We start from the raw sequence: 17,229 nt of genomic DNA, 5'->3' as shown, positions 1-17,229 counted from the left end.
TATCGTCGTTGCACGCAATCAGGCGCGGGCGGCGTCGGCCGCCCGCCGTCCTGTCAGGGTTTCACCACCAGGCCGACGCCGCGGCCACGGGGATCGGAGGCGGTCTCCAGGGCCTTGCCGTCGACGCGGATGGCCTGGATATCGCCCATGTTCCAGCCCTGGTCCTCCAGGGTGTAGCCCATCGCCTTCAGCTCCTCGGCGACCTTGCCGGCGAGCGGCGCGTAGGCGTCGTAGTAGATCGTGTCCTTGGGCAGCAACTGGTGGTGCACGCGCTGCGCGGCCACGGCCTTCTCCAGCGGCAGGTGGAAGTCGTAGATGTTGTTCAGCACCTGGAAGATCGAGGTGAAGATCCGCGAGCCGCCGGGCGTGCCGACCACCAGGCTGACCTTGCCGTCGCGGGTGACGATGCTCGGGCTCATCGAGGAGAGCATGCGCTTGCCCGGCTCGATGGCGTTGGCGTCGCTGCCGACCACGCCGAAGGCGTTGGCCACGCCCGGTTTGGCGCTGAAGTCGTCCATCTCGTCGTTGAGCAGGAAGCCGGCGCCCTTGACCACCACGCCGCTGCCGAAGTCCCAGTTGAGGGTGTAGGTGTTGCTCACCGCGTTGCCGTCGGCGTCGACGATGGAGAAGTGCGTGGTCTGGTGCGGTTCCAGGCCGGGACGGACCTTCTCGGTCGGCGAGATCGCCGTCGGGTTGACCTCGGCGGCACGCTGCTTCAGGTATGCCGGATCGGTCAGGCGCGCCACCGGGACCTTGGAGAAGTCCGGGTCGCCGAGGTAGTCGGCGCGGTCGGCGAACACGCGTTTCTCGATCTCCGCCAGCAGGTGGATGTAGCGCGCGGAATTCAGCTCGACGCCCTTGAAGTCGGCGGCACGGTTTTCCTTGATGCCCAGCAACTGGGCCAGGGCGATCCCGCCGGAGCTTGGCAGCGGCGCGGTATAGAGCGTGTTGCCCTGCCAGTCGACGCGCATCGGTTCGCGCCACCTGACCTTGTAGTCGGCGAGGTCCTGGTGGGTGATCAGTCCCTTGTCCTGCTGCATCTGTGCCACCAGCAGGTCGGCGGTATGGCCTTTGTAGAACTCGTCCGGGCCCTTGTCGGCGATACGCTCCAGGGTCTTCGCCAGGTCCGGCTGGAGGAACGCCTCGCCGGCCTTCATGTGGCCGAAGTAGTCGCCGAAGTTGGTCTTGCCGTTGAACAGCGCGACGGCGTCCTGGCGGTACTGGAACTGCTTGTCGGCGACCTTGAAGCCCTTTTGCGCGTAGCCGATGGCCGGGGTCAGCAGCTCGCTCCAGGGCAGCTTGCCGAAACGCTTGTGGGCTTCCCAGAGGCCCATCACGGTGCCCGGCACGCCGGCGGCCTTGGCGCCGACCAGGCTGAGGTTCTCGATCACCTCGCCCTTGTCGTCCAGGTACATGGTTTTGCTCGCGGCCTTCGGCGCCACCTCGCGGTAGTCGAGGAAGTACGGCTTGCCGTCCATGTACAGGGTCATGAAGCCGCCGCCGCCGATGTTGCCGGCCTCGGGGTAGGTGACCGCCAGGGTGAAGGCGGTGGCCACCGCGGCGTCCACCGCGTTGCCGCCGGCCTTGAGGATCTGCGCGGCGACCTTGGCGCCGTACTCGTCGGGCGCGGCGACGGCGCCGCCGTCGAGCGTGGCGGCGAAGGCCGAGGAGGATGCGGCGGCAATGGCGACGCCGAGGGACAGGGTTCTGAAGAGCACAGGTTGCATGGGCTTTCCCTATTTATTGTTATCGCAGGCGAGGGTGGAGCAGGCCCCCGCCGGGCGGGCCGGCGAGGGCGGGTACATCAGTGCGGGAGGATCTTGGCGAGGAACTGCTGGGCGCGTTCGGAGCGGGCGCTGACGTCGCCGAAGAACTCCTCCTTCTCGCAGTCTTCCACGATCTGCCCGCGGTCCATGAAGATCACCCGGTTGGCGACCTTGCGCGCGAAGCCCATCTCGTGGGTCACGCACATCATGGTCATGCCTTCGTGGGCCAGCTGGACCATCACGTCGAGCACTTCGTTGACCATTTCCGGGTCGAGCGCCGAGGTCGGCTCGTCGAACAGCATCACCACCGGGTCCATCGCCAGCGCGCGGGCGATCGCCACGCGCTGCTGCTGGCCGCCGGAGAGCTGGCCGGGGTGCTTGTGCGCGTGCTCCTTGAGACCGACGCGCTCGAGCAGGGCCAGGCCCTTCTTGGTGGCTTCTTCCTTGCTGCGGCCGAGCACCTTGATCTGCGCGATGGTCAGGTTCTCGGTGATGCTCAGGTGGGGGAACAGCTCGAAATGCTGGAACACCATGCCGACCCGCGAGCGCAGCTTGGGCAGGTTGGTCTTCGGATCGGCGATGGAGGTGCCGTCGACGACGATGTCGCCCTTCTGGAAGGGTTCCAGTGCGTTGACGCACTTGATCAGGGTCGACTTGCCCGAGCCGGACGGCCCGCAGACCACCACCACTTCGCCTTTCGCAACCTCGGTGGAGCAGTCGGTCAGGACCTGGAAGTCGCCATACCACTTGCTGACATTCTTGATGGAAATCATACGGTTAACCTTTTCTGCAGACGTTTGACGGCGAACGAGGCGGTGAAGCTTACGACGAAGTAGACCAGGCCGGCGAAAATCAGGAACTCGTTGGCCTGGCCGATGATGTCGCCGCGCGAACGGGCCGAATTGAGGAAGTCCATCAGGCCGACGGTATAGACCAGCGAGGTGTCCTGGAACAGGATGATGCTCTGTTGCAGCAGCAGCGGGGTCATCTTGCGGAACGCCTGCGGCAGGATCACCAGGCGCATGGTCTGCCCGTAGGTCATGCCCAGTGCCTGGGCGGCGCCCATCTGGCCTTTCGGGATGGCCTGGATGCCGGCGCGGACGATCTCGCAGTAGTAGGCCGCCTCGAACATCATGAAGGCCACCAGGCAGGAGGTGAACGCCCCCACCGGGGTGTCCTCGCCAGTGATCCAGCGCAGGATGAAGGGCACCGCGAAGTAGAACCAGGTGATCACCAGCAGCAGCGGGATCGAGCGGAAGTAGTTGACGTAGAAGCCGGCGATGTTCGACAGCAACTTGCTGTGCGACAGCCGCATCAGCGCCAGCACGGTACCCAGCGCGACGCCGCCGAGGACGCCGAGGACCATCAGCTTGAGGGTCATCAGCATGCCTTCCCAGAGGCTCGGCAGGGCGGGAACGATTCCACTGAAGTCCATCATTTACCTCCTACGGAGATCAGGCCCGGTACGGCGACCTTTCTCTCCACCAGGCGCATGATCAGCATCAGGCTCATGTTCAGCGTGAAGTAGATCAGCGTGGCCAGGGTGAAGGCCTCGAACAGGTTGGCGGAGAACTCGGCGGTCTGCTTGGTCTGCGCCAGCAGCTCCATCAGGCCGATCAGCGACGCCACCGAGGAGTTCTTGAAGATGTTGAGGAACTCCGAGGTCAGCGGCGGGATGATGATCCGGAAGGCCTGCGGCAGCAGCACGTGGCGGTAGATCTGCGGCAGGCGGAAGCCCATCGCGCGGGCCGCCGAGGTCTGCCCGTAGGGCAGCGCCTGGATGCCGGTGCGCACCTGCTCGCAGACCCGCGCGGCGGTGAACAGGCCGAGGCAGACGACCACGCTGAGGTAGGCCGAGGTAGTCGGGTTGAGGTCCTGCTTGAACCAGGTCTGCAGGCCCTCGGGCAGCAGGTCGGGTACCAGGAAGTACCAGATGAACAGCTGCACCAGCAGCGGCACGTTGCGGAAGATTTCCACGTAGGCGGTGGCGATCCCCGATACCAGGCGGTTCGGCACGGTGCGCATGACGCCGAGCAGCGAGCCCAGCGCCAGGGCGATGATCCAGCCGACCAGGGCGATGGCGATGGTCCAGCCCAGACCGGCGATGTACCAGTCGAGGTAGGTTTCGCTGCCGATCCCGGTGGACTTGAAGAACACGCCCCAGTCCCAGTTGTAATTCATGTTGGGGTTTCCCCTCGGTTCAATCGGTTGCAGACACTGGCGGGGAAGGCAGGCGCCGGCGCGGCCGTGCGGGCCGGCGGCGCTGCTCTTCCGGGGGAGACGGCTGGGGAGGGGCAGGCCCCTCCCGCGTCCCCGAGGCCCCGCCGCGAGGCGGGGGCGACGCGCGAAGCGCTGGCGCTCCGGGAGGAACGCCTGGCGCTCGTTACATCTGCTCGGCGGCCTTGTCGGTCGGGCTGGCGATCAGCTTCTTCAGCTCTTCGCTCATGGGGAAGTTGAGGTTCAGGCCCTTCGGCGGGATCGGCTGGGTGAACCACTTGTCGTAGATCTTGTTGACCTCGCCGGAGGCGTAGGTATCGGTGATGGCCTTGTCGACCACTTTCTTGAACGCCGCGTCGCCCTTGCGCACCATGCAGCCGTAGATCTCGAAGGACTGCGGGGTGCCACCGACGACCCAGTCGTCCGGCTTCTTGGCCTTGGCCATTTCGCCGTAGAGCAGCGCGTCGTCCATCATGAAGGCCACCGCGCGGCCGGATTCGAGCATCATGAAGGACTCGCCGTGGTCCTTGGCGGAGATGATGTTCATGCCCATCTTCTTGTCCGCGTTCATGGCCTTGAGCAGGCGCTCGGAGGTGGTGCCGGCGGTGGTCACCACGTTCTTGCCCTTGAGGTCGTCGAAGTCCTTGATGTTGGCGGTCTTCTTCGACAGCAGGCGAGTGCCGACCTCGAAGATGCCGACGGAAAAGTCGACCTGCTTCTGGCGCTCTTCGTTGTTGGTGGTAGAGCCGCACTCGATGTCCACGGTGCCGTTCTGCACCAGCGGGATGCGGGTCTGCGAGGTGACCAGGTTATAGCGGACCTTCAGGTCGGGGAGGTTGAGTTCCTTCTTCACCGCCTCGACCACTTTCAGTTGCAGGTCGTGGGAGTAGCCGATCGGCTTGCCCGGCTCGGTGCCGAGGTAGGAGAAGGGAATCGAAGCGTCACGGTGACCGAGGGTGATGGTGCCGGTGTCCTTGATCTTCTTCAGCGTGCCGGTGAGCTCGTCAGCGACGACCGGAGCGGACAACAGAGCGGCCACGATGGCGGTGCTCAGCAGACTGGGAGCGATACGCATGAATTTCTTCCTCGACTTGTTTTGATTTTTATTGAGCCGCGAGCGCCTGGCCTCTCCGGGACAGGGTGTTTCGCGGTTTTCCCCGGCGGGGGAAGCCACGAGAGTATCGTGCTTGCCGAACAGTGTAGTGGCAGGATGCATGCCAGCTTATGAAATCCGGCTTTTTTTAGCCTAAATATTTGAAAGTAAAAGAAATTAAATTTGGATGAAAATGCCCCGAAATGGCCTTTCGTCCGCTCTTCCGAATATTTTCGGGGCATGGCGTTCGGTTTTCCGAACGTTTCGCCGAGGTCCGTTCTTGAGCCATTCCGGGTTTTTCTGACGGTTCGTTCAGAAATTGTTCAGGCTTCGTTCAGGCCCGATTCAGGCCGGGTTCAGCAGAATTCACGCTGCGAGGCGCAAGCCGTCACGTCTTGCCTTTCTTACCTGGCGACGGCCGCCTGGAGTCCCCATGCGCTATCTCATCCTGAGCCTGCTGGCCGTGCTCGCCGCACCTGCCTGGGCTGCCGACGACGGCGACTTCTGGTACCTGCAGACCAGCGTCTACACCCGGCATTTCAACCCGGATCCGGAACACAACAATCACCAGGACCTGCTCGGCCTCGAATACAACCGCGCCGATGGCGTGCTGGCCGGCGGCGCGACCTTCCGCAACTCGTTCAGCCAGCGCTCCAACTACGCCTACCTGGGCAAGCGCTTCGACAGTGACAGCCACCCGGTCTACCTGAAGCTCACCGGCGGCCTGTTGCAGGGCTATCGCGGCGAATACCGCGACAAGATCCCGCTGAACCGCTTCGGCGTCGCGCCGGCGATCATCCCCTCGGTGGGCGTTCGCTTCGGCCCGCTGGGCAGCGAGCTGGTGCTGCTCGGCAATTCGGCGGCGATGATCAACCTCGGCCTGCGTCTCTGAGGCCCAGGGCGGGCACGGAACGCTGGCTGGTCTAGGCTGTCGTCTGTTCCCCGAGCCGCGTTCCTGAGCGGTTCGTCACTCGACAGGAGACTCCCATGCAGATCGATCTGAGCGACAAACTGGCAATCGTCAGCGGTTCCACCGCCGGCATCGGCTTCGCCATCGCCAGCGGCCTCGCCGCCGCCGGCGCCACCGTGGTGGTCAACGGACGCAGCCAGGCGGCGGTGGACCGTGCGATCGCGGCGATCCGGAACGGCCAGCCGGATGCCAGGGTACGCGGCGTCGCCGGCGACCTGGGCACGGCGGAAGGCTGCGCGGCTTTCGTTGCGGCCGAGCCGAAGGCGGACATCCTGGTCAACAACCTGGGCATCTTCGAGCTGAAGGACTTCTTCGACATCGAGGACGCCGAGTGGAGCCGCTTCTTCGAGGTCAACGTGATGTCCGGGGTACGCCTGGCCCGCGCCTACGTCCCGGGAATGGTCGAGCGGGGTTGGGGGCGAGTGGTGTTCCTGTCTTCGGAATCGGCGTTGAACATCCCGGCGGACATGATCCACTACGGCTTCAGCAAGACCGCCAACCTCTCGGTGTCGCGCGGCCTGGCCAAGCGCCTGGCCGGCACCGGGGTGACGGTGAATGCGGTGCTGCCCGGACCGACCCTCACCGAAGGCGTCGCCGAGATGCTTCGCGAGGATGCGCAGAAGGCCGGGCAGAGCATAGAAGAGGCCGGCACCGCCTTTGTCCGGCAGCACCGTTCCAGTTCGATCATCCAGCGCCTGGCGACGCCCGAGGAAGTCGCCAACCTGGTGGTCTACACCTGCTCGACCCAGGCCTCGGCGACCACCGGCGCGGCCCTGCGGGTCGACGGCGGGGTGCTCGACAGCCTGGCCTGACGAGCGCGCAACGCCAGCGTAAAAATGCTCCTCGGCACTCGCGGCGCGGTACCCGGCGGCCCTGGCCGGTTGCCGCGCCGGCGTCTGGCGGCGGCGCTCGTAAAGCTTGCGTAACGAGGCGCGACAGGAGGCGCCGGCAGGTCTAGAACGGCAGGTACCGTCATTCAGAGGATACCGCCACTCATGTCAGCAGCCTCGTTAGCCACCCTCGACGGGTCGCTCCGCATGACCCCCGTCGAGCAACCCCGACCGCCGGCTCTCGCCGACCTCGGCAGCCGCCTGATGATCGTCGTCGAGCGACGCGAGGACTGGGCCTCCTACCTGCCCAGCGAGGAAGTACTCACCGCCCAGGAATACCTCGAGCAATCGGCGCGCGACCACGGCGGCCGCCGCGTGCAGGTGATCAACCTGTGCCGCGGCTACAAGTACCTCGGCCTCGGCTACTACTGTTCGCTGCTGGCCGAGGCCCGCGGCCACCGGGTGATCCCGTCGCTGCGCTGCATCAGCGAACTGGCTCGCAAGTCGGTGTACGGGCTGGCCCTGGGCGGCCTCGACAAGGCCCTGGACAAGGCGCTGTGCCGTACGCCCTATGGCGCCACCGACGGCTTCACCCTGACCCTGTATTTCGGCCATACCGAGTTCGAGCCGCTGGCCGACCTCGCGCGCCAGTTGTTCGAAGCCTTTCCCTGCCCGATCCTGCTGGTGGAGTTCCGTCGCCAGCAGGGCTGGCATATCGAGGGCGTGCGCCCTGGCGTGCTGAACCGCTTGCGCAGCGACCAGGAGGATGTCTTCGCCGATGCCCTCGACGGTTTCAGCCGGCGCGCCTGGCGCATGCCGCGTTCGCGGCGGGTGGCACGCTACGACATGGCGATCCTGCACGATCCCGACGAAGCGCTGCCGCCGTCCAACCCGCAGGCGCTGGCCAACTTCGTACGGGTCGGCGCCAGCCTCGGCATCGACGTCGAACTGATCGGACGCAAGGACTACGCGCGCCTGGCCGAGTTCGACGCCCTGCTGATCCGCGAGACCACCCGGGTCGACCACCATACCTATCGCTTCGCCGAGAAGGCCGAGCGCGAAGGCCTGGTGGTGATGGACGACCCGGCATCGATCCTGCGCTGCACCAACAAGGTCTACCTGGCCGACCTGCTCGGTTGCCGGCAACTGGGCATGCCGCTCACCGAGATCCTCTACAAGGAACGCCCGCAGGACTGGCAGCGGGTGGCCCGGCGCCTGGGCTTCCCGCTGGTGCTGAAGATTCCCGATGGCTGCTTCTCCCGTGGCGTGGTCAAGGTCAACGACGACAGCGAACTGCTGGCGGCGGCGAGCGAGCTGTTCGAGCGCTCGGTCCTGTTGCTGGCCCAGGAGTTCTTCTACACCGAGTACGACTGGCGCATCGGCGTGCTCGACCGCCAACCGCTGTACGCCTGCCAGTACTTCATGTCGCGCGGCCACTGGCAGATCTACAACCACAAGGCCGACGGCCAGGACGTCAACGGCGAGTGCCGCGCCGTGCCGCTGGAGCAGGTGCCGCCGGCGGTGCTGGAGCTGGCCCTGGAGGCCGCCGGGCGGATCGGCGACGGCCTCTACGGGGTGGACCTGAAGCAGGCCGGCGACAAGGTGCTGGTCATCGAGGTCAACGACAACCCGAATATCGATGCCGGCATCGAGGACGGCCAGCTCGGCGACGAACTCTACCGGCGCATCCTCCAGGCCTTCGTCCAGCGCCTGGAACTCAAGCACCGTGGCCAGTTGAGCAAGGCGCTGCGCTGAGCGGCGCGCCTCAGTCCGGCCGGCGCGTGGCCAGGCGCAGGCCGGAGCCGCGGGCGAGGGCGGCCGGCCTGACGCAACGGACCCGGTAGCGGCCGCGCTCATCGATCTCGATGCCCTGCAACTCGGGAGCGAAACCGGGAAAGTGCTCGCCGAAGGCCTGCAAGGCCAGCAGGTAGTCGATCAGCGCCGGCGATTCCTCGGCCACCCGTTCGCCGGGCAACAGCAGCGGCGCGGCCGCCGGATGGACGCCGACCAGGCTGGCGACCACACGGCCGCCGAGCCTGTCGATCGCCACCGCTTCGGTTTCGTCCCTGACCAGGTGCCCATAGACCGTGGCCGGCGCCAGCGCGGCGTGGCCGGCAGCCCTGGCGGCGGCGTCGGCGAGAGCGGTCAGGTGCAGCCGCAGGCTGGCCTCGTGGATCATCGCGCAGAGTTCGCGCAGGCCGATGTAGCGGTACAGCGGCGAGCTGTCGAGCAACTCCGGCAACACCTGCTTCAGCGGCGCATCGTCGTCGTGCCGGCGCTTGAATTCGCACAGCCTGTCCACCAGCGGCTGCGCGTGTTCCGCCCTGGCGCCCTGGGGAAACAGCAGCAGGAAGCGATAGTCGCCGGTGCGCAACGGGGCGATGCCGTGCCGGCGCAGGTAGCGGCAGACCACCGCGGCGGGTACTCCGAAGCTGGCCGGGCGACCGCGCGAATCGAGGCCGGGGGCGCTCAGGGCGACGCGCAGCGGGTCCAGCCGAGGACTGCTGTCGAGTGTCTCGGCGAGCCCGTGCCAGCGCTTCGCCGGCGTCTCCCGGCCGGCCTCGATGCCAGGCCCCGGGTTGCCCCGCAGTATCTCGAAGAACCACGTATCGCCATCCTCCCTGGCGAGCCGCGCGGCGGCTTCCCAGAGCGCCCGGCGAAAGGCCTCGGCGATGTCGCCGGCGTGCGCCGCCGGGGCTCCTGCGGACGTCTTGCGGTAGGCCGTGGAGAGGTCGTTCAGCGGCGTCGCCAGGCGCTCCGCGGTGCTCCCCGAGCCGATCCGCCACTGCTTGGCCGGCGCCAGATCGAGGCGTGCGCGGCCGTTGTAGCGGGCGCTCACCGGCGTGCGCGGGACCGGCGGGGCATAGTCGCGCAGCCGCCTGGGGCCCGCCGGGGCGCGCCATTCGCGCAGGTCGCTGTCGATGCGCTCGGCGATGAAGCGTGCGGGGCCGGCGGCCAGGTTGAAGCATCCCTGGACCTCGTCCAGTAGCTGGCTGGACAACTGCTCGATGCGCAGTTGACGAAACAACAGGAACAGCGGGATGGACGGCGCGACCTGGCGGAGTTCATCGAGGGCCGACAATTGTGCGGCCTCGTTCTCGCCTGTCGGCTCCGCGACGAGCAGGAGGATGCCGGCGGGGTGCGCGGCGTTGCCGAGAAAATCCAGGGCGACCTTGCGGCTTGGCGCCTGGAAGAGCCGATAGCCGCGTATTTCCAGTTGTCGACAAAGCTCGGAAAGACGATTCGCATCATTGGCCGCGTTTATGTTGGAAGTGACGAGTATTGAATGACGCGAAGGATTGTTTCGAGACATGCTGTTGTCCTTGTCCATTCGAACCGCTCGGTTTTGCCGGCAAAAGCGTCGCCCGGCACGCCGAAGGCTCTCGCGAGGCGCGACTAGTGATTGATGATGTACTTGGCGCTGGCGAAGGTCGGCGGGATATAGAAGTTCCACTTCTTTTGCCGGGCGAGTGCCTTGAAGGCGCCGATGCAACTGCAACCGACCTTCTGGAAGATGTTGCTCTTGTGAAACTTGACGGTACTCAGGGAGCGGCTGATCTGTTCGGCTATTTCTTTTTCCGAGAGACCGGAAAGCAGCAGGTAGATCACGTCCCATTCGCGCGAGGTGAACAACTCCGAGGGGGGCGTGAAGGTGAAGGTACCGATGCCGTCGGTGGCGATGAAGCCGCGCGGGGCGACCGAGGTCAGGGTCTTGGCATGGGCGATCACCCCGATGCGGTTGCCGCGCCGGTCATACAGCGGCATGCGCTCGAAGTACAGGCAGCAGGGCGCCGGATGGTCGTCCGGCCTGAGCAGCGCCAGGGCCTCGATGCGCTTGCCGGTCTGGATGACCAGCTTGTCGTGCTCTTCGATGCTGGCACTGAAGGGGGACAGCAGGGAGTTCTTCTGGCCGAACCGCGGGGTGATCAGTTCGGTATAGCGACGATTGACATAGACGAAGTTGAGACAGTTGTCTTTCACACTCCAGGCCTCTTCGCTCTGCTCCCAGGAAATGATCAGTTCGATGGGAATGTGCACCGACATGTGGTGAGTCATGTCCAGCAGCTTTTCGATATCCAATAGCGTCATTGGCTACTCCACTCATTTACATGTGGGCGGGTCTTTGAATGGAAGAAAGATGGCGAGGCGAGTGCGTGCCGGGATGTTCGTTGGGTCCTGCGGAAGTTTCTCTGGCAAGTGCTATCTTCTTTTCGGTGGCGTTCGACTCCTGCGTCTGCGAAGTGTTACCGGAGCAACTACGCCGGGGCGCAATTCGATTTCAGGTTATATCCGCGACCTCATGCTCAGGCTGTACTTTTGATCGAGTTTTTTTGCGCTGTTCTAATAGGGGGCGGGCGCGTTGTTCGAAAAGTCGATTGACAGCTGACGGAGGTGGCCAGGGTCCTATCGAACAATTCCAGGAATTCCCTTTTTCCAATGCGCGATGCCGCTGGTCCGTACTTCGCTCGCCGGGGCCGTTGCGCGGCTATGGTGGAAGTCCCGAGGCCTATCGAGGCTTTGTCATGTCGCGTGTGCTTTTCCTGCTCCTGGCCATGGTGCTCGCCGGCCTGGGCCAACCGACCCTCGCCGCGCCCCTGCCGGACGAGCTGCCGGCAGCCTTGCCCGCCGCGCCGCCGGTCGCGCCGTTGCCCATGGGCAGCGCGCCACAGCCGCAACCGGAGGCCGCCGAGCCGGACCTGCCGGGCAGCGACGCGGCCAGCGCCGACGGGGAGGCGACGACCAAGGACGGCTTGAAGATCGGCAACGGCAGTCTCCGCCTGCGCCAGGACGATCCCGGGCCGACCCGGGAAAGCCCGCTGCGCGATCCCCGCCTGAATCCCTACGCACCGCGCCAGCCCTGACCGACGGCCCGCGCCCGGTGGCCGGGCGGGTCTAGGCTTGTGCTGCGGTCGGCGGCGTTCCACGGCGAGCGCCGACCGTTCGTCCGCGCCGCGGGCTTTTTTCCCCGCCGCTGTCGAAAGGCGCCCTCGCCGGGCGACTACCGAACGAACGGATCGTCGATCCGCACCAGGAGCCCACCGCCATGAAATACCTCTGCCTGATCTATTTCGACGAAGCGAAGCTGGCCGCCGTGCCGGCCGAGGAGCTTGCCGCCATCGTCGACGAGTGCATGACCTACTCCGACCAGTTGGGCAAGGCCGGCCACTACATCGCCTCGCACGCCCTGCAGTCGGTGCAGACCGCCACCACCCTGCGCCACCAGGGCGGGCGGCTGGCGATGACCGACGGGCCGTTCGCCGAGACCAAGGAGCAACTCGGCGGTTTCTACCTGATCGAGGCGCGCGACCTCAACCAGGCCCTGCAGATCGCCGCGAAGATTCCGCCGGGACGGCTCGGCTGCGTCGAAGTGCGACCGGTCAAGGAATGGGAGTGAGGGCGCCCGGCGCCGGAGGTGAAGCATGTGCCCCCTGTGCATCGCATCCCTGTCCCTGCTGTGCGCCGGCGGCGCTTCGCTGGCCGGCTTCGCCCTGGCGACCGGGCGCCGGCGCCGCTGGCGGAACGACCCCGGGCAGGCTGGAAAACCGAGAATTTCCGTGGAGAATCGGCAATGAATCCTTCTTTGCAGGACCACCCGGTGAGCAACCGGGAACAATGGCTGGACGCCCGTCGCCGTCTGCTGGCGCGGGAAAAGCAACTCACCCGCCTGCGCGACCAGGTCGCCGCCGAACGACGCGAACTGCCCTGGGTCAGGGTGGACAAGGACTACCGCTTCCAGGGCGAGCGCGGCGAGCGTTCGCTGGCCGAGTTGTTCGGCGGCAATAGCCAGCTAATCGTCTACCACTTCATGTTCGCGCCGGGCTGGAGCGAAGGCTGCGTCGGCTGTTCGTTCCTCGCCGACCACATCGACGGCGCCAACCGGCACCTGGCGCACCACGACGTCAGCCTGGTGGCGGTATCGCGCGCGCCCCTGGAGGAGTTCCAGGCGTTCCGCCGGCGCATGGGCTGGCGTTTCGACTGGTACTCCTCGTACGGCAGCGATTTCAACCGTGACTTCGGGGTGTCCTTCGACAAGGCGCAACTGGCCGCCGGCAGCGTCGACTACAACTACCAGCCGACCCCCGACGCCGGCGAGGAAATGCCGGGTGCCAGCGTGTTCCTGCGCAATCCGGCGGGCGAGGTGTTCCACACCTATTCGGCCTATGCGCGCGGCCTCGACATCCTGCTCACCACCTACAACTTCCTCGACCTGACGCCCAAGGGGCGCAACGAGGACGCGATCATGGACTGGCTGCGTCACCACGACCGCTACGACGAGGCGCCGAAAAGCGCCTGCTGCCACGCGCAGGCCAGCCATTGAGGGAGCACGGCGAGCCGTTGCGCAGCCGCATCGAGGCACTGTACCGCGAGGAGTCGCGGCGCGTGCTGGCGACCCTGATCCGCCTGCTCGGCGATTTCGAGCTGGCCGAGGAAGCCTTGCACGACGCCTTCATCGCCGCCGTCGAGCAGTGGCCGCGCGACGGTATCCCGCGCAACCCGCGCGCCTGGCTGGTTTCCGCCGGGCGCTTCAAGGCCATCGACAACCTGCGCCGGCGAGCGCGCTTCGACGCCTCGCAGCGACTGCTCGCCGAGCAACTGGAAGAGCAGGCCGAGGCGCCGGCGGAGGAGGGCGATGCGGTGGAAGACGACCGGCTACGCCTGATCTTCACCTGCTGCCACCCGGCGCTGACCCCCGAGGCACAGGTGGCGCTGACCCTGCGCGAGGTCTGCGACCTGCGCACCGAGGAGATAGCCCGCGCCTTCCTCGCCGCGCCCAGCGCCATCGCCCAACGCATCGTGCGGGCCAAGAACAAGATCCGCGAGGCCCGGATTCCCTACCAGGTACCGACCCTGGAGGAACTCCCCGAGCGGCTGGGCAACGTCCTGCAAGTGATCTACCTGGTGTTCAACGAGGGCTACTCGGCTTCCACCGGCACCAGCCTGACCCGCGCCGATCTCAGCGGCGAGGCGATCCGCGTCGGCCGCCTGCTGGTCGAACTGCTGCCCGACCCCGAGGCCCTCGGCCTGCTCGCCCTGATGTTGCTGCACGACTCGCGGCGCCAGGCGCGGACCTCGGCCAGCGGCGAACTGGTGCGGCTCGACGAGCAGGACCGCGCGCTGTGGGATCGTGGACTGATCGTCGAGGGGCTCGGCCTGGTCGAGCGGGCCCTGGCCAGCCGCCGTTTCGGGGCCTACACCCTGCAGGCGGCCATCGTCGCGGTGCACGCCCAGGCGCCGCGCGCCGAGGACACCGACTGGGCACGGATCGTCGCCCTCTACGACGCGCTACTGCGCCTGGCGCCATCGCCGGTGATCGAACTCAACCGCGCCGTGGCCTTGGCCATGTGCGATGGCGTCGAGGTCGGGCTGGCCGCGGTCGATGCGTTGCTGGCGCGGGGTGAACTGGCCGATTACCACCTGGCGCACTCGGCGCGCGCCGACTTCTGCCGCCGTCTCGGTCGCCGCCGCGAGGCCCGCGAGGCCTACCGCGCGGCGCTGGCCCTGGCGCGCCAGGAGCCGGAGCGGCGCTTCATCGAGCAGCGCCTGCGCGAACTCGATTGAGGCCGGCTCAGGCGCCGTTGGCGCAGGCCGTCCGCGCTTCGCCGCCAACGCCGCGGGTGAACCACCAGAACGCCAGGGCCGCCAGGCTGATCGCCGCGCCGAGCAGGCTCACCGCGTCCCAGCCGGCCCAGGCGTACATGGCGGTGCCGGCGCTGGCGCCGAGGCCGCTGCCGGCGGCGTAGAACAGCATGTAGCAACCCACCAGGCGGCTGTGGGCGCGCGGGTCGATGGCGAAGACCAGGCTCTGGTTGAGCACATGGATCGCCTGGCCGGCGAGATCGAGCAGCAGCACGCCGAGAATCAGCGCCGCCAGCGAATGCGCGCCGAGGGCGAGCGGCAGCCAGGACAGCAGCAACAGCAGCAGGGCGCCGCCGCTGAGCGCCTGGGCGTGGCCGCGATCGGCCAGGCTGCCGGCCCGCGCCGCGCCCAGCGCGCCGAGCGCGCCGACCAGGCCGAAGGCGCCGATGGCGCTGTGCGACAGCGAATACGGCGGCGCGCCGAGCAGCAATACCAGGCTGCTCCAGAACACCCCGAAGGCGGCGAACATCAACAGCCCGAGCAGGCCGCGCACCTGCAGCACGCGCTGGCTCGCCAGCAGGCCGAACATCGAGCCGAGCAGCTGCCGGTAGGACAGCCCCAGTTCGTTGCTCGGCGCCGCCGGCAGTACCCGCCAGAGCAGCAGGCCAAGCCCGCCCATGCTCGCTGCCGAGACCAGGTAGACGCTGCGCCAGCCGCCGAGGTCGGCGAGCAGCCCGGCCAGGCTGCGCGCCAGCAGCAGGCCGATCACCACGCCGCCCTGCGCCGCGCCGACCACCCGCCCGCGCTCGCCAGGCGCCGCCAGCGCCGCGGCGTAGGCCAGCAGTCCCTGGGTCATGGCGGTGCCGAGCAGGCCCAGTCCGAGCAGCCCCAGCGCCAGGCCGAGGGTATCGCCGGCGAAGCCCACCAGCAGCAGCGACAGCACCAGCAGCAGGAGCTGGACGAACATCAGCCGGCGCCGCTCCAGCAGGTCGCCCAGCGGCACCACCAGCAGCAGCGCCAGGGCGCAACCGGCCTGGGTCGCGCCGAACAGCAGGCCGACCCCGGCCTGGCCGATGGCGAACTCGGCACCGAGGACGTCCAGCAGCGGCTGGGCGTAATAGACGTTGGCCACGCTGAGACCGCAGGCGACGGCGAACAGCAGCACCAGCGCGGAGGGGAGGGAGGATGGCGAGGATGGCATGCGAAGCGCTCCGTAAGGTTTCAATATGAAACTAAGGCGGAGGCTAGGAATTTTGGTTTTAAAATGCAACTTAAATTATCGCGGCAGTGCGTCTATCGATCGCGACTCGCGCACAGCGGAACGCGGGCCCGCCGCCGATTCACCTGGCGGCGGGCCCGCGTAGCGGACGCTACCGGTCCTGCTCGCAGTTGACCATCCAGGCCACGCCGAAGCGGTCGGTGAACATGCCGAAGCTCGCCGCCCAGAAGGTCGGGCCCAGCGGCATCTGGACCGAGCCGCCCTCGGCGAGGGCGTTGAACAGGCGCTCGGCCTCGGCCTTGCTGTCGACGTTGAGGCTGATGGAACAGCCCTTGATGCCTTCGTAGGGATAGGCCGGGTGATTGTCCGAGGCCATCAGGGCGAAGCTGCCGACCACCAGCCGTGCGTGCATGATCTTGTCTTTCCAGTCGGCCGGGATGTCGCCGCACTCGGGGCTGTCGCCGAACGGCAGCATGGCCTCCAGGGTGCCGCCCAGGTGCTGGTGGTAGCAGCTGAAGGCCTCCCGGCAATTACCGTTGAAGATCAGGTAGGGGACGATTTGCATGGCGCTTTCCTCGTTCTTGGCGGAGTGCGGGGCGGTTCAGTTGCGTTTTTCCAGCTCGGCGCGCAGGCGCTCCTCGCGCTCGCGCAGTTCCGGGGTGAACTCCTCGCCGAAGTCCTCGGCCTCGAAGACCTGGCGGATCTCGATCTCGGATTCGCCGTCGAATGGGTTCGGGCATCGCTTGACCCACTCGATGGCCTCTTCCAGGGAGGCCACCTGGAACATCCAGAAACCGGCGATCAGCTCGCGGGTCTCGGCGAAGGGGCCGTCGATCACCGTCCGCGCGTTGCCGGAGAAACGCACCCGGGCGCCCTTGGCGCTGGGCTGTAGCCCTTCGCCGGCGAGCATCACCCCGGCCTTGACCAGTTCCTCGTTGTAGCGGCCCATCGCCGCGAGCAGTTCCTCGCTGGGCATCTCGCCGGCTTCGGAAGCCTGGGTGGCCTTGACGATCACCATGAATCTCATCTGCGTTCTCCTTGTTGTTCTGCGCAATGACGGTCCGTTCTGGCCCGCCTCCCGAACTGGTCGAACGGCAGGCCGGCGGATCGACAGGCGACGGCGGTTTTTTCGCTGGCCGGGGCAGTATAGGAGGCCCGCGCCGAGCGGCCGGGATGGCCGACGAGCGTCGCTGCGGAGTGTGCCGACCGCTGGGCGGGCCGCGCCAGCCGTGGCCTGCAGGGCTTCTACACTGTTCCAGCAGAACCATTTCCGCGAGCCTCGGCATGCCCCGTATCGTCTTCGCCCCGGCCATCCAGCGGCATGTCGCCATGCCCGCGCTGGACGTCGGCGCCGCCACCGTCGCCGCCGCCTTGCAGGCGGCCTTCGCCCGCGAGCCGCGCTTGCGCGGCTACCTGCTCGACGACCAGGGCAGTCTGCGCCGGCATGTGGCGCTGTTCGTCGATGGCGTGCAGGTCCGCGATCGCCGGGGATTGGGCGATCCGCTCCAAGACGATAGCGAGATCTACGTGGTGCAGGCGCTGAGCGGCGGTTGACC

Annotated in this window: 18 protein-coding genes; 8 read left to right on the top strand and 10 right to left on the bottom strand. The window is 67.0% G+C overall.

Translation table 11 applies throughout. The annotated features are described in order from the left end of the window. Positions 1 to 53 precede the first annotated feature (53 nt). The 5 genes from ggt to M6E97_RS16245 form a co-directional block, all read right to left on the bottom strand. Positions 54 to 1,727 carry a gamma-glutamyltransferase gene (gene ggt / locus M6E97_RS16265; protein ID WP_003086881.1) on the bottom strand — a complete coding sequence of 558 codons (1,674 nt, stop codon included), beginning with the start codon at positions 1,725 to 1,727 and terminating at the stop codon, positions 54 to 56. A 77-nt stretch (positions 1,728 to 1,804) separates the two neighbouring features. Beyond that, complete coding sequence (locus M6E97_RS16260) at positions 1,805 to 2,539, bottom strand: amino acid ABC transporter ATP-binding protein (protein ID WP_003082761.1); 735 nt, start codon at positions 2,537 to 2,539, stop codon at positions 1,805 to 1,807. Beyond that, positions 2,536 to 3,204 (bottom strand): amino acid ABC transporter permease, encoded by a 669-nt coding sequence (locus M6E97_RS16255; protein WP_003082765.1) that lies wholly within the window; start codon positions 3,202 to 3,204, stop codon positions 2,536 to 2,538. Before M6E97_RS16255 ends, M6E97_RS16260 begins: the two co-directional genes overlap by 4 nt. Beyond that, complete coding sequence (locus M6E97_RS16250; RefSeq protein WP_003082767.1) at positions 3,201 to 3,947, bottom strand: amino acid ABC transporter permease; 747 nt, start codon at positions 3,945 to 3,947, stop codon at positions 3,201 to 3,203. The genes M6E97_RS16255 and M6E97_RS16250 overlap by 4 nt, the downstream gene beginning before the upstream one ends. A 202-nt stretch (positions 3,948 to 4,149) precedes the next feature. Beyond that, on the bottom strand, positions 4,150 to 5,058 hold the full coding sequence (locus tag M6E97_RS16245; RefSeq protein ID WP_003140367.1) for a glutamate/aspartate ABC transporter substrate-binding protein: 909 nt from the start codon (positions 5,056 to 5,058) through the stop codon (positions 4,150 to 4,152). 451 nt (positions 5,059 to 5,509) lie between these two features. Here M6E97_RS16245 and pagP point away from each other — a divergent pair, with 451 nt between their 5' ends. The 3 genes from pagP (at position 5,510) to M6E97_RS16230 (ending at position 8,631) form a co-directional block, all read left to right on the top strand. Then, complete coding sequence (gene pagP, locus M6E97_RS16240) at positions 5,510 to 5,968, top strand: palmitoyltransferase PagP (protein ID WP_003109244.1); 459 nt, start codon at positions 5,510 to 5,512, stop codon at positions 5,966 to 5,968. Positions 5,969 to 6,063: 95 nt separating this feature from the next. Next, entirely contained in the window at positions 6,064 to 6,858 is a 795-nt protein-coding gene (locus M6E97_RS16235) for an SDR family NAD(P)-dependent oxidoreductase (RefSeq protein ID WP_003082773.1), read from the top strand. 183 nt (positions 6,859 to 7,041) lie between these two features. Then, a complete protein-coding gene (locus M6E97_RS16230) occupies positions 7,042 to 8,631 on the top strand; it encodes a RimK family alpha-L-glutamate ligase (protein ID WP_003133393.1) in 1,590 nt (529 codons plus the stop codon). 10 nt (positions 8,632 to 8,641) lie between these two features. On the opposite strand, the gene M6E97_RS16225 is transcribed toward M6E97_RS16230, so the two are convergent. Both M6E97_RS16225 and M6E97_RS16220 read right to left on the bottom strand, forming a co-directional pair. Beyond that, positions 8,642 to 10,207: an aminotransferase class I/II-fold pyridoxal phosphate-dependent enzyme gene (locus M6E97_RS16225; protein ID WP_034005206.1), complete on the bottom strand. Its 1,566-nt coding sequence runs from the start codon at positions 10,205 to 10,207 to the stop codon at positions 8,642 to 8,644. A gap of 65 nt (positions 10,208 to 10,272) precedes the next feature. Beyond that, positions 10,273 to 10,965 (bottom strand): helix-turn-helix transcriptional regulator, encoded by a 693-nt coding sequence (locus M6E97_RS16220; protein WP_014603097.1) that lies wholly within the window; start codon positions 10,963 to 10,965, stop codon positions 10,273 to 10,275. Positions 10,966 to 11,399: 434 nt separating this feature from the next. On the opposite strand from M6E97_RS16220, the gene M6E97_RS16215 reads away from it, so the two are divergent. The 4 genes from M6E97_RS16215 (at position 11,400) to M6E97_RS16200 (ending at position 14,436) form a co-directional block, all read left to right on the top strand. Beyond that, positions 11,400 to 11,738 carry a hypothetical protein gene (locus M6E97_RS16215; RefSeq protein WP_003112384.1) on the top strand — a complete coding sequence of 113 codons (339 nt, stop codon included), beginning with the start codon at positions 11,400 to 11,402 and terminating at the stop codon, positions 11,736 to 11,738. Positions 11,739 to 11,920: 182 nt separating this feature from the next. Continuing rightward, positions 11,921 to 12,271 carry a YciI family protein gene (locus tag M6E97_RS16210; RefSeq protein WP_003082795.1) on the top strand — a complete coding sequence of 117 codons (351 nt, stop codon included), beginning with the start codon at positions 11,921 to 11,923 and terminating at the stop codon, positions 12,269 to 12,271. A 174-nt stretch (positions 12,272 to 12,445) separates the two neighbouring features. Then, complete coding sequence (locus M6E97_RS16205) at positions 12,446 to 13,195, top strand: DUF899 domain-containing protein (RefSeq protein WP_003107663.1); 750 nt, start codon at positions 12,446 to 12,448, stop codon at positions 13,193 to 13,195. Positions 13,196 to 13,212: 17 nt separating this feature from the next. After that, positions 13,213 to 14,436 (top strand): RNA polymerase sigma factor, encoded by a 1,224-nt coding sequence (locus tag M6E97_RS16200; protein WP_031631469.1) that lies wholly within the window; start codon positions 13,213 to 13,215, stop codon positions 14,434 to 14,436. Between the two features lie 7 nt (positions 14,437 to 14,443). On the opposite strand, the gene M6E97_RS16195 is transcribed toward M6E97_RS16200, so the two are convergent. The 3 genes from M6E97_RS16195 to M6E97_RS16185 all read right to left on the bottom strand — a co-directional run bounded on the left by M6E97_RS16195 (position 14,444) and on the right by M6E97_RS16185 (position 16,700). Next, on the bottom strand, positions 14,444 to 15,655 hold the full coding sequence (locus tag M6E97_RS16195; protein ID WP_003145238.1) for an MFS transporter: 1,212 nt from the start codon (positions 15,653 to 15,655) through the stop codon (positions 14,444 to 14,446). 169 nt (positions 15,656 to 15,824) lie between these two features. After that, on the bottom strand, positions 15,825 to 16,238 hold the full coding sequence (locus M6E97_RS16190; protein WP_003082839.1) for a VOC family protein: 414 nt from the start codon (positions 16,236 to 16,238) through the stop codon (positions 15,825 to 15,827). A 36-nt stretch (positions 16,239 to 16,274) separates the two neighbouring features. Continuing rightward, positions 16,275 to 16,700 (bottom strand): YciI family protein, encoded by a 426-nt coding sequence (locus tag M6E97_RS16185; protein ID WP_003086910.1) that lies wholly within the window; start codon positions 16,698 to 16,700, stop codon positions 16,275 to 16,277. 257 nt (positions 16,701 to 16,957) lie between these two features. On the opposite strand from M6E97_RS16185, the gene M6E97_RS16180 reads away from it, so the two are divergent. Further along, positions 16,958 to 17,227, top strand: coding sequence for a MoaD/ThiS family protein (locus M6E97_RS16180; protein WP_003086912.1), 270 nt, complete (start codon positions 16,958 to 16,960; stop codon positions 17,225 to 17,227). Positions 17,228 to 17,229 lie beyond the last annotated feature (2 nt).

This window comes from Pseudomonas sp. B111 (genome assembly GCF_026428275.1).
GTDB lineage: Bacteria > Pseudomonadota > Gammaproteobacteria > Pseudomonadales > Pseudomonadaceae > Pseudomonas > Pseudomonas aeruginosa.
This window is presented reverse-complemented; position numbering and strand designations above follow the sequence as displayed.

Bases quoted from the DNA above. Each gene is read 5' to 3' on its own strand.
- ggt (WP_003086881.1), bottom strand. From the start codon at position 1,727: ATGCAACCTGTGCTCTTCAGAACCCTGTCCCTCGGCGTCGCCATTGCC.
- M6E97_RS16260 (WP_003082761.1), bottom strand. From the start codon at position 2,539: ATGATTTCCATCAAGAATGTCAGCAAGTGGTATGGCGACTTCCAGGTC.
- M6E97_RS16255 (WP_003082765.1), bottom strand. From the start codon at position 3,204: ATGATGGACTTCAGTGGAATCGTTCCCGCCCTGCCGAGCCTCTGGGAA.
- M6E97_RS16250 (WP_003082767.1), bottom strand. From the start codon at position 3,947: ATGAATTACAACTGGGACTGGGGCGTGTTCTTCAAGTCCACCGGGATC.
- M6E97_RS16245 (WP_003140367.1), bottom strand. From the start codon at position 5,058: ATGCGTATCGCTCCCAGTCTGCTGAGCACCGCCATCGTGGCCGCTCTG.
- pagP (WP_003109244.1), top strand. From the start codon at position 5,510: ATGCGCTATCTCATCCTGAGCCTGCTGGCCGTGCTCGCCGCACCTGCC.
- M6E97_RS16235 (WP_003082773.1), top strand. From the start codon at position 6,064: ATGCAGATCGATCTGAGCGACAAACTGGCAATCGTCAGCGGTTCCACC.
- M6E97_RS16230 (WP_003133393.1), top strand. From the start codon at position 7,042: ATGTCAGCAGCCTCGTTAGCCACCCTCGACGGGTCGCTCCGCATGACC.
- M6E97_RS16225 (WP_034005206.1), bottom strand. From the start codon at position 10,207: ATGGACAAGGACAACAGCATGTCTCGAAACAATCCTTCGCGTCATTCA.
- M6E97_RS16220 (WP_014603097.1), bottom strand. From the start codon at position 10,965: ATGACGCTATTGGATATCGAAAAGCTGCTGGACATGACTCACCACATG.
- M6E97_RS16215 (WP_003112384.1), top strand. From the start codon at position 11,400: ATGTCGCGTGTGCTTTTCCTGCTCCTGGCCATGGTGCTCGCCGGCCTG.
- M6E97_RS16210 (WP_003082795.1), top strand. From the start codon at position 11,921: ATGAAATACCTCTGCCTGATCTATTTCGACGAAGCGAAGCTGGCCGCC.
- M6E97_RS16205 (WP_003107663.1), top strand. From the start codon at position 12,446: ATGAATCCTTCTTTGCAGGACCACCCGGTGAGCAACCGGGAACAATGG.
- M6E97_RS16195 (WP_003145238.1), bottom strand. From the start codon at position 15,655: ATGCCATCCTCGCCATCCTCCCTCCCCTCCGCGCTGGTGCTGCTGTTC.
- M6E97_RS16190 (WP_003082839.1), bottom strand. From the start codon at position 16,238: ATGCAAATCGTCCCCTACCTGATCTTCAACGGTAATTGCCGGGAGGCC.
- M6E97_RS16185 (WP_003086910.1), bottom strand. From the start codon at position 16,700: ATGAGATTCATGGTGATCGTCAAGGCCACCCAGGCTTCCGAAGCCGGC.
- M6E97_RS16180 (WP_003086912.1), top strand. From the start codon at position 16,958: ATGCCCCGTATCGTCTTCGCCCCGGCCATCCAGCGGCATGTCGCCATG.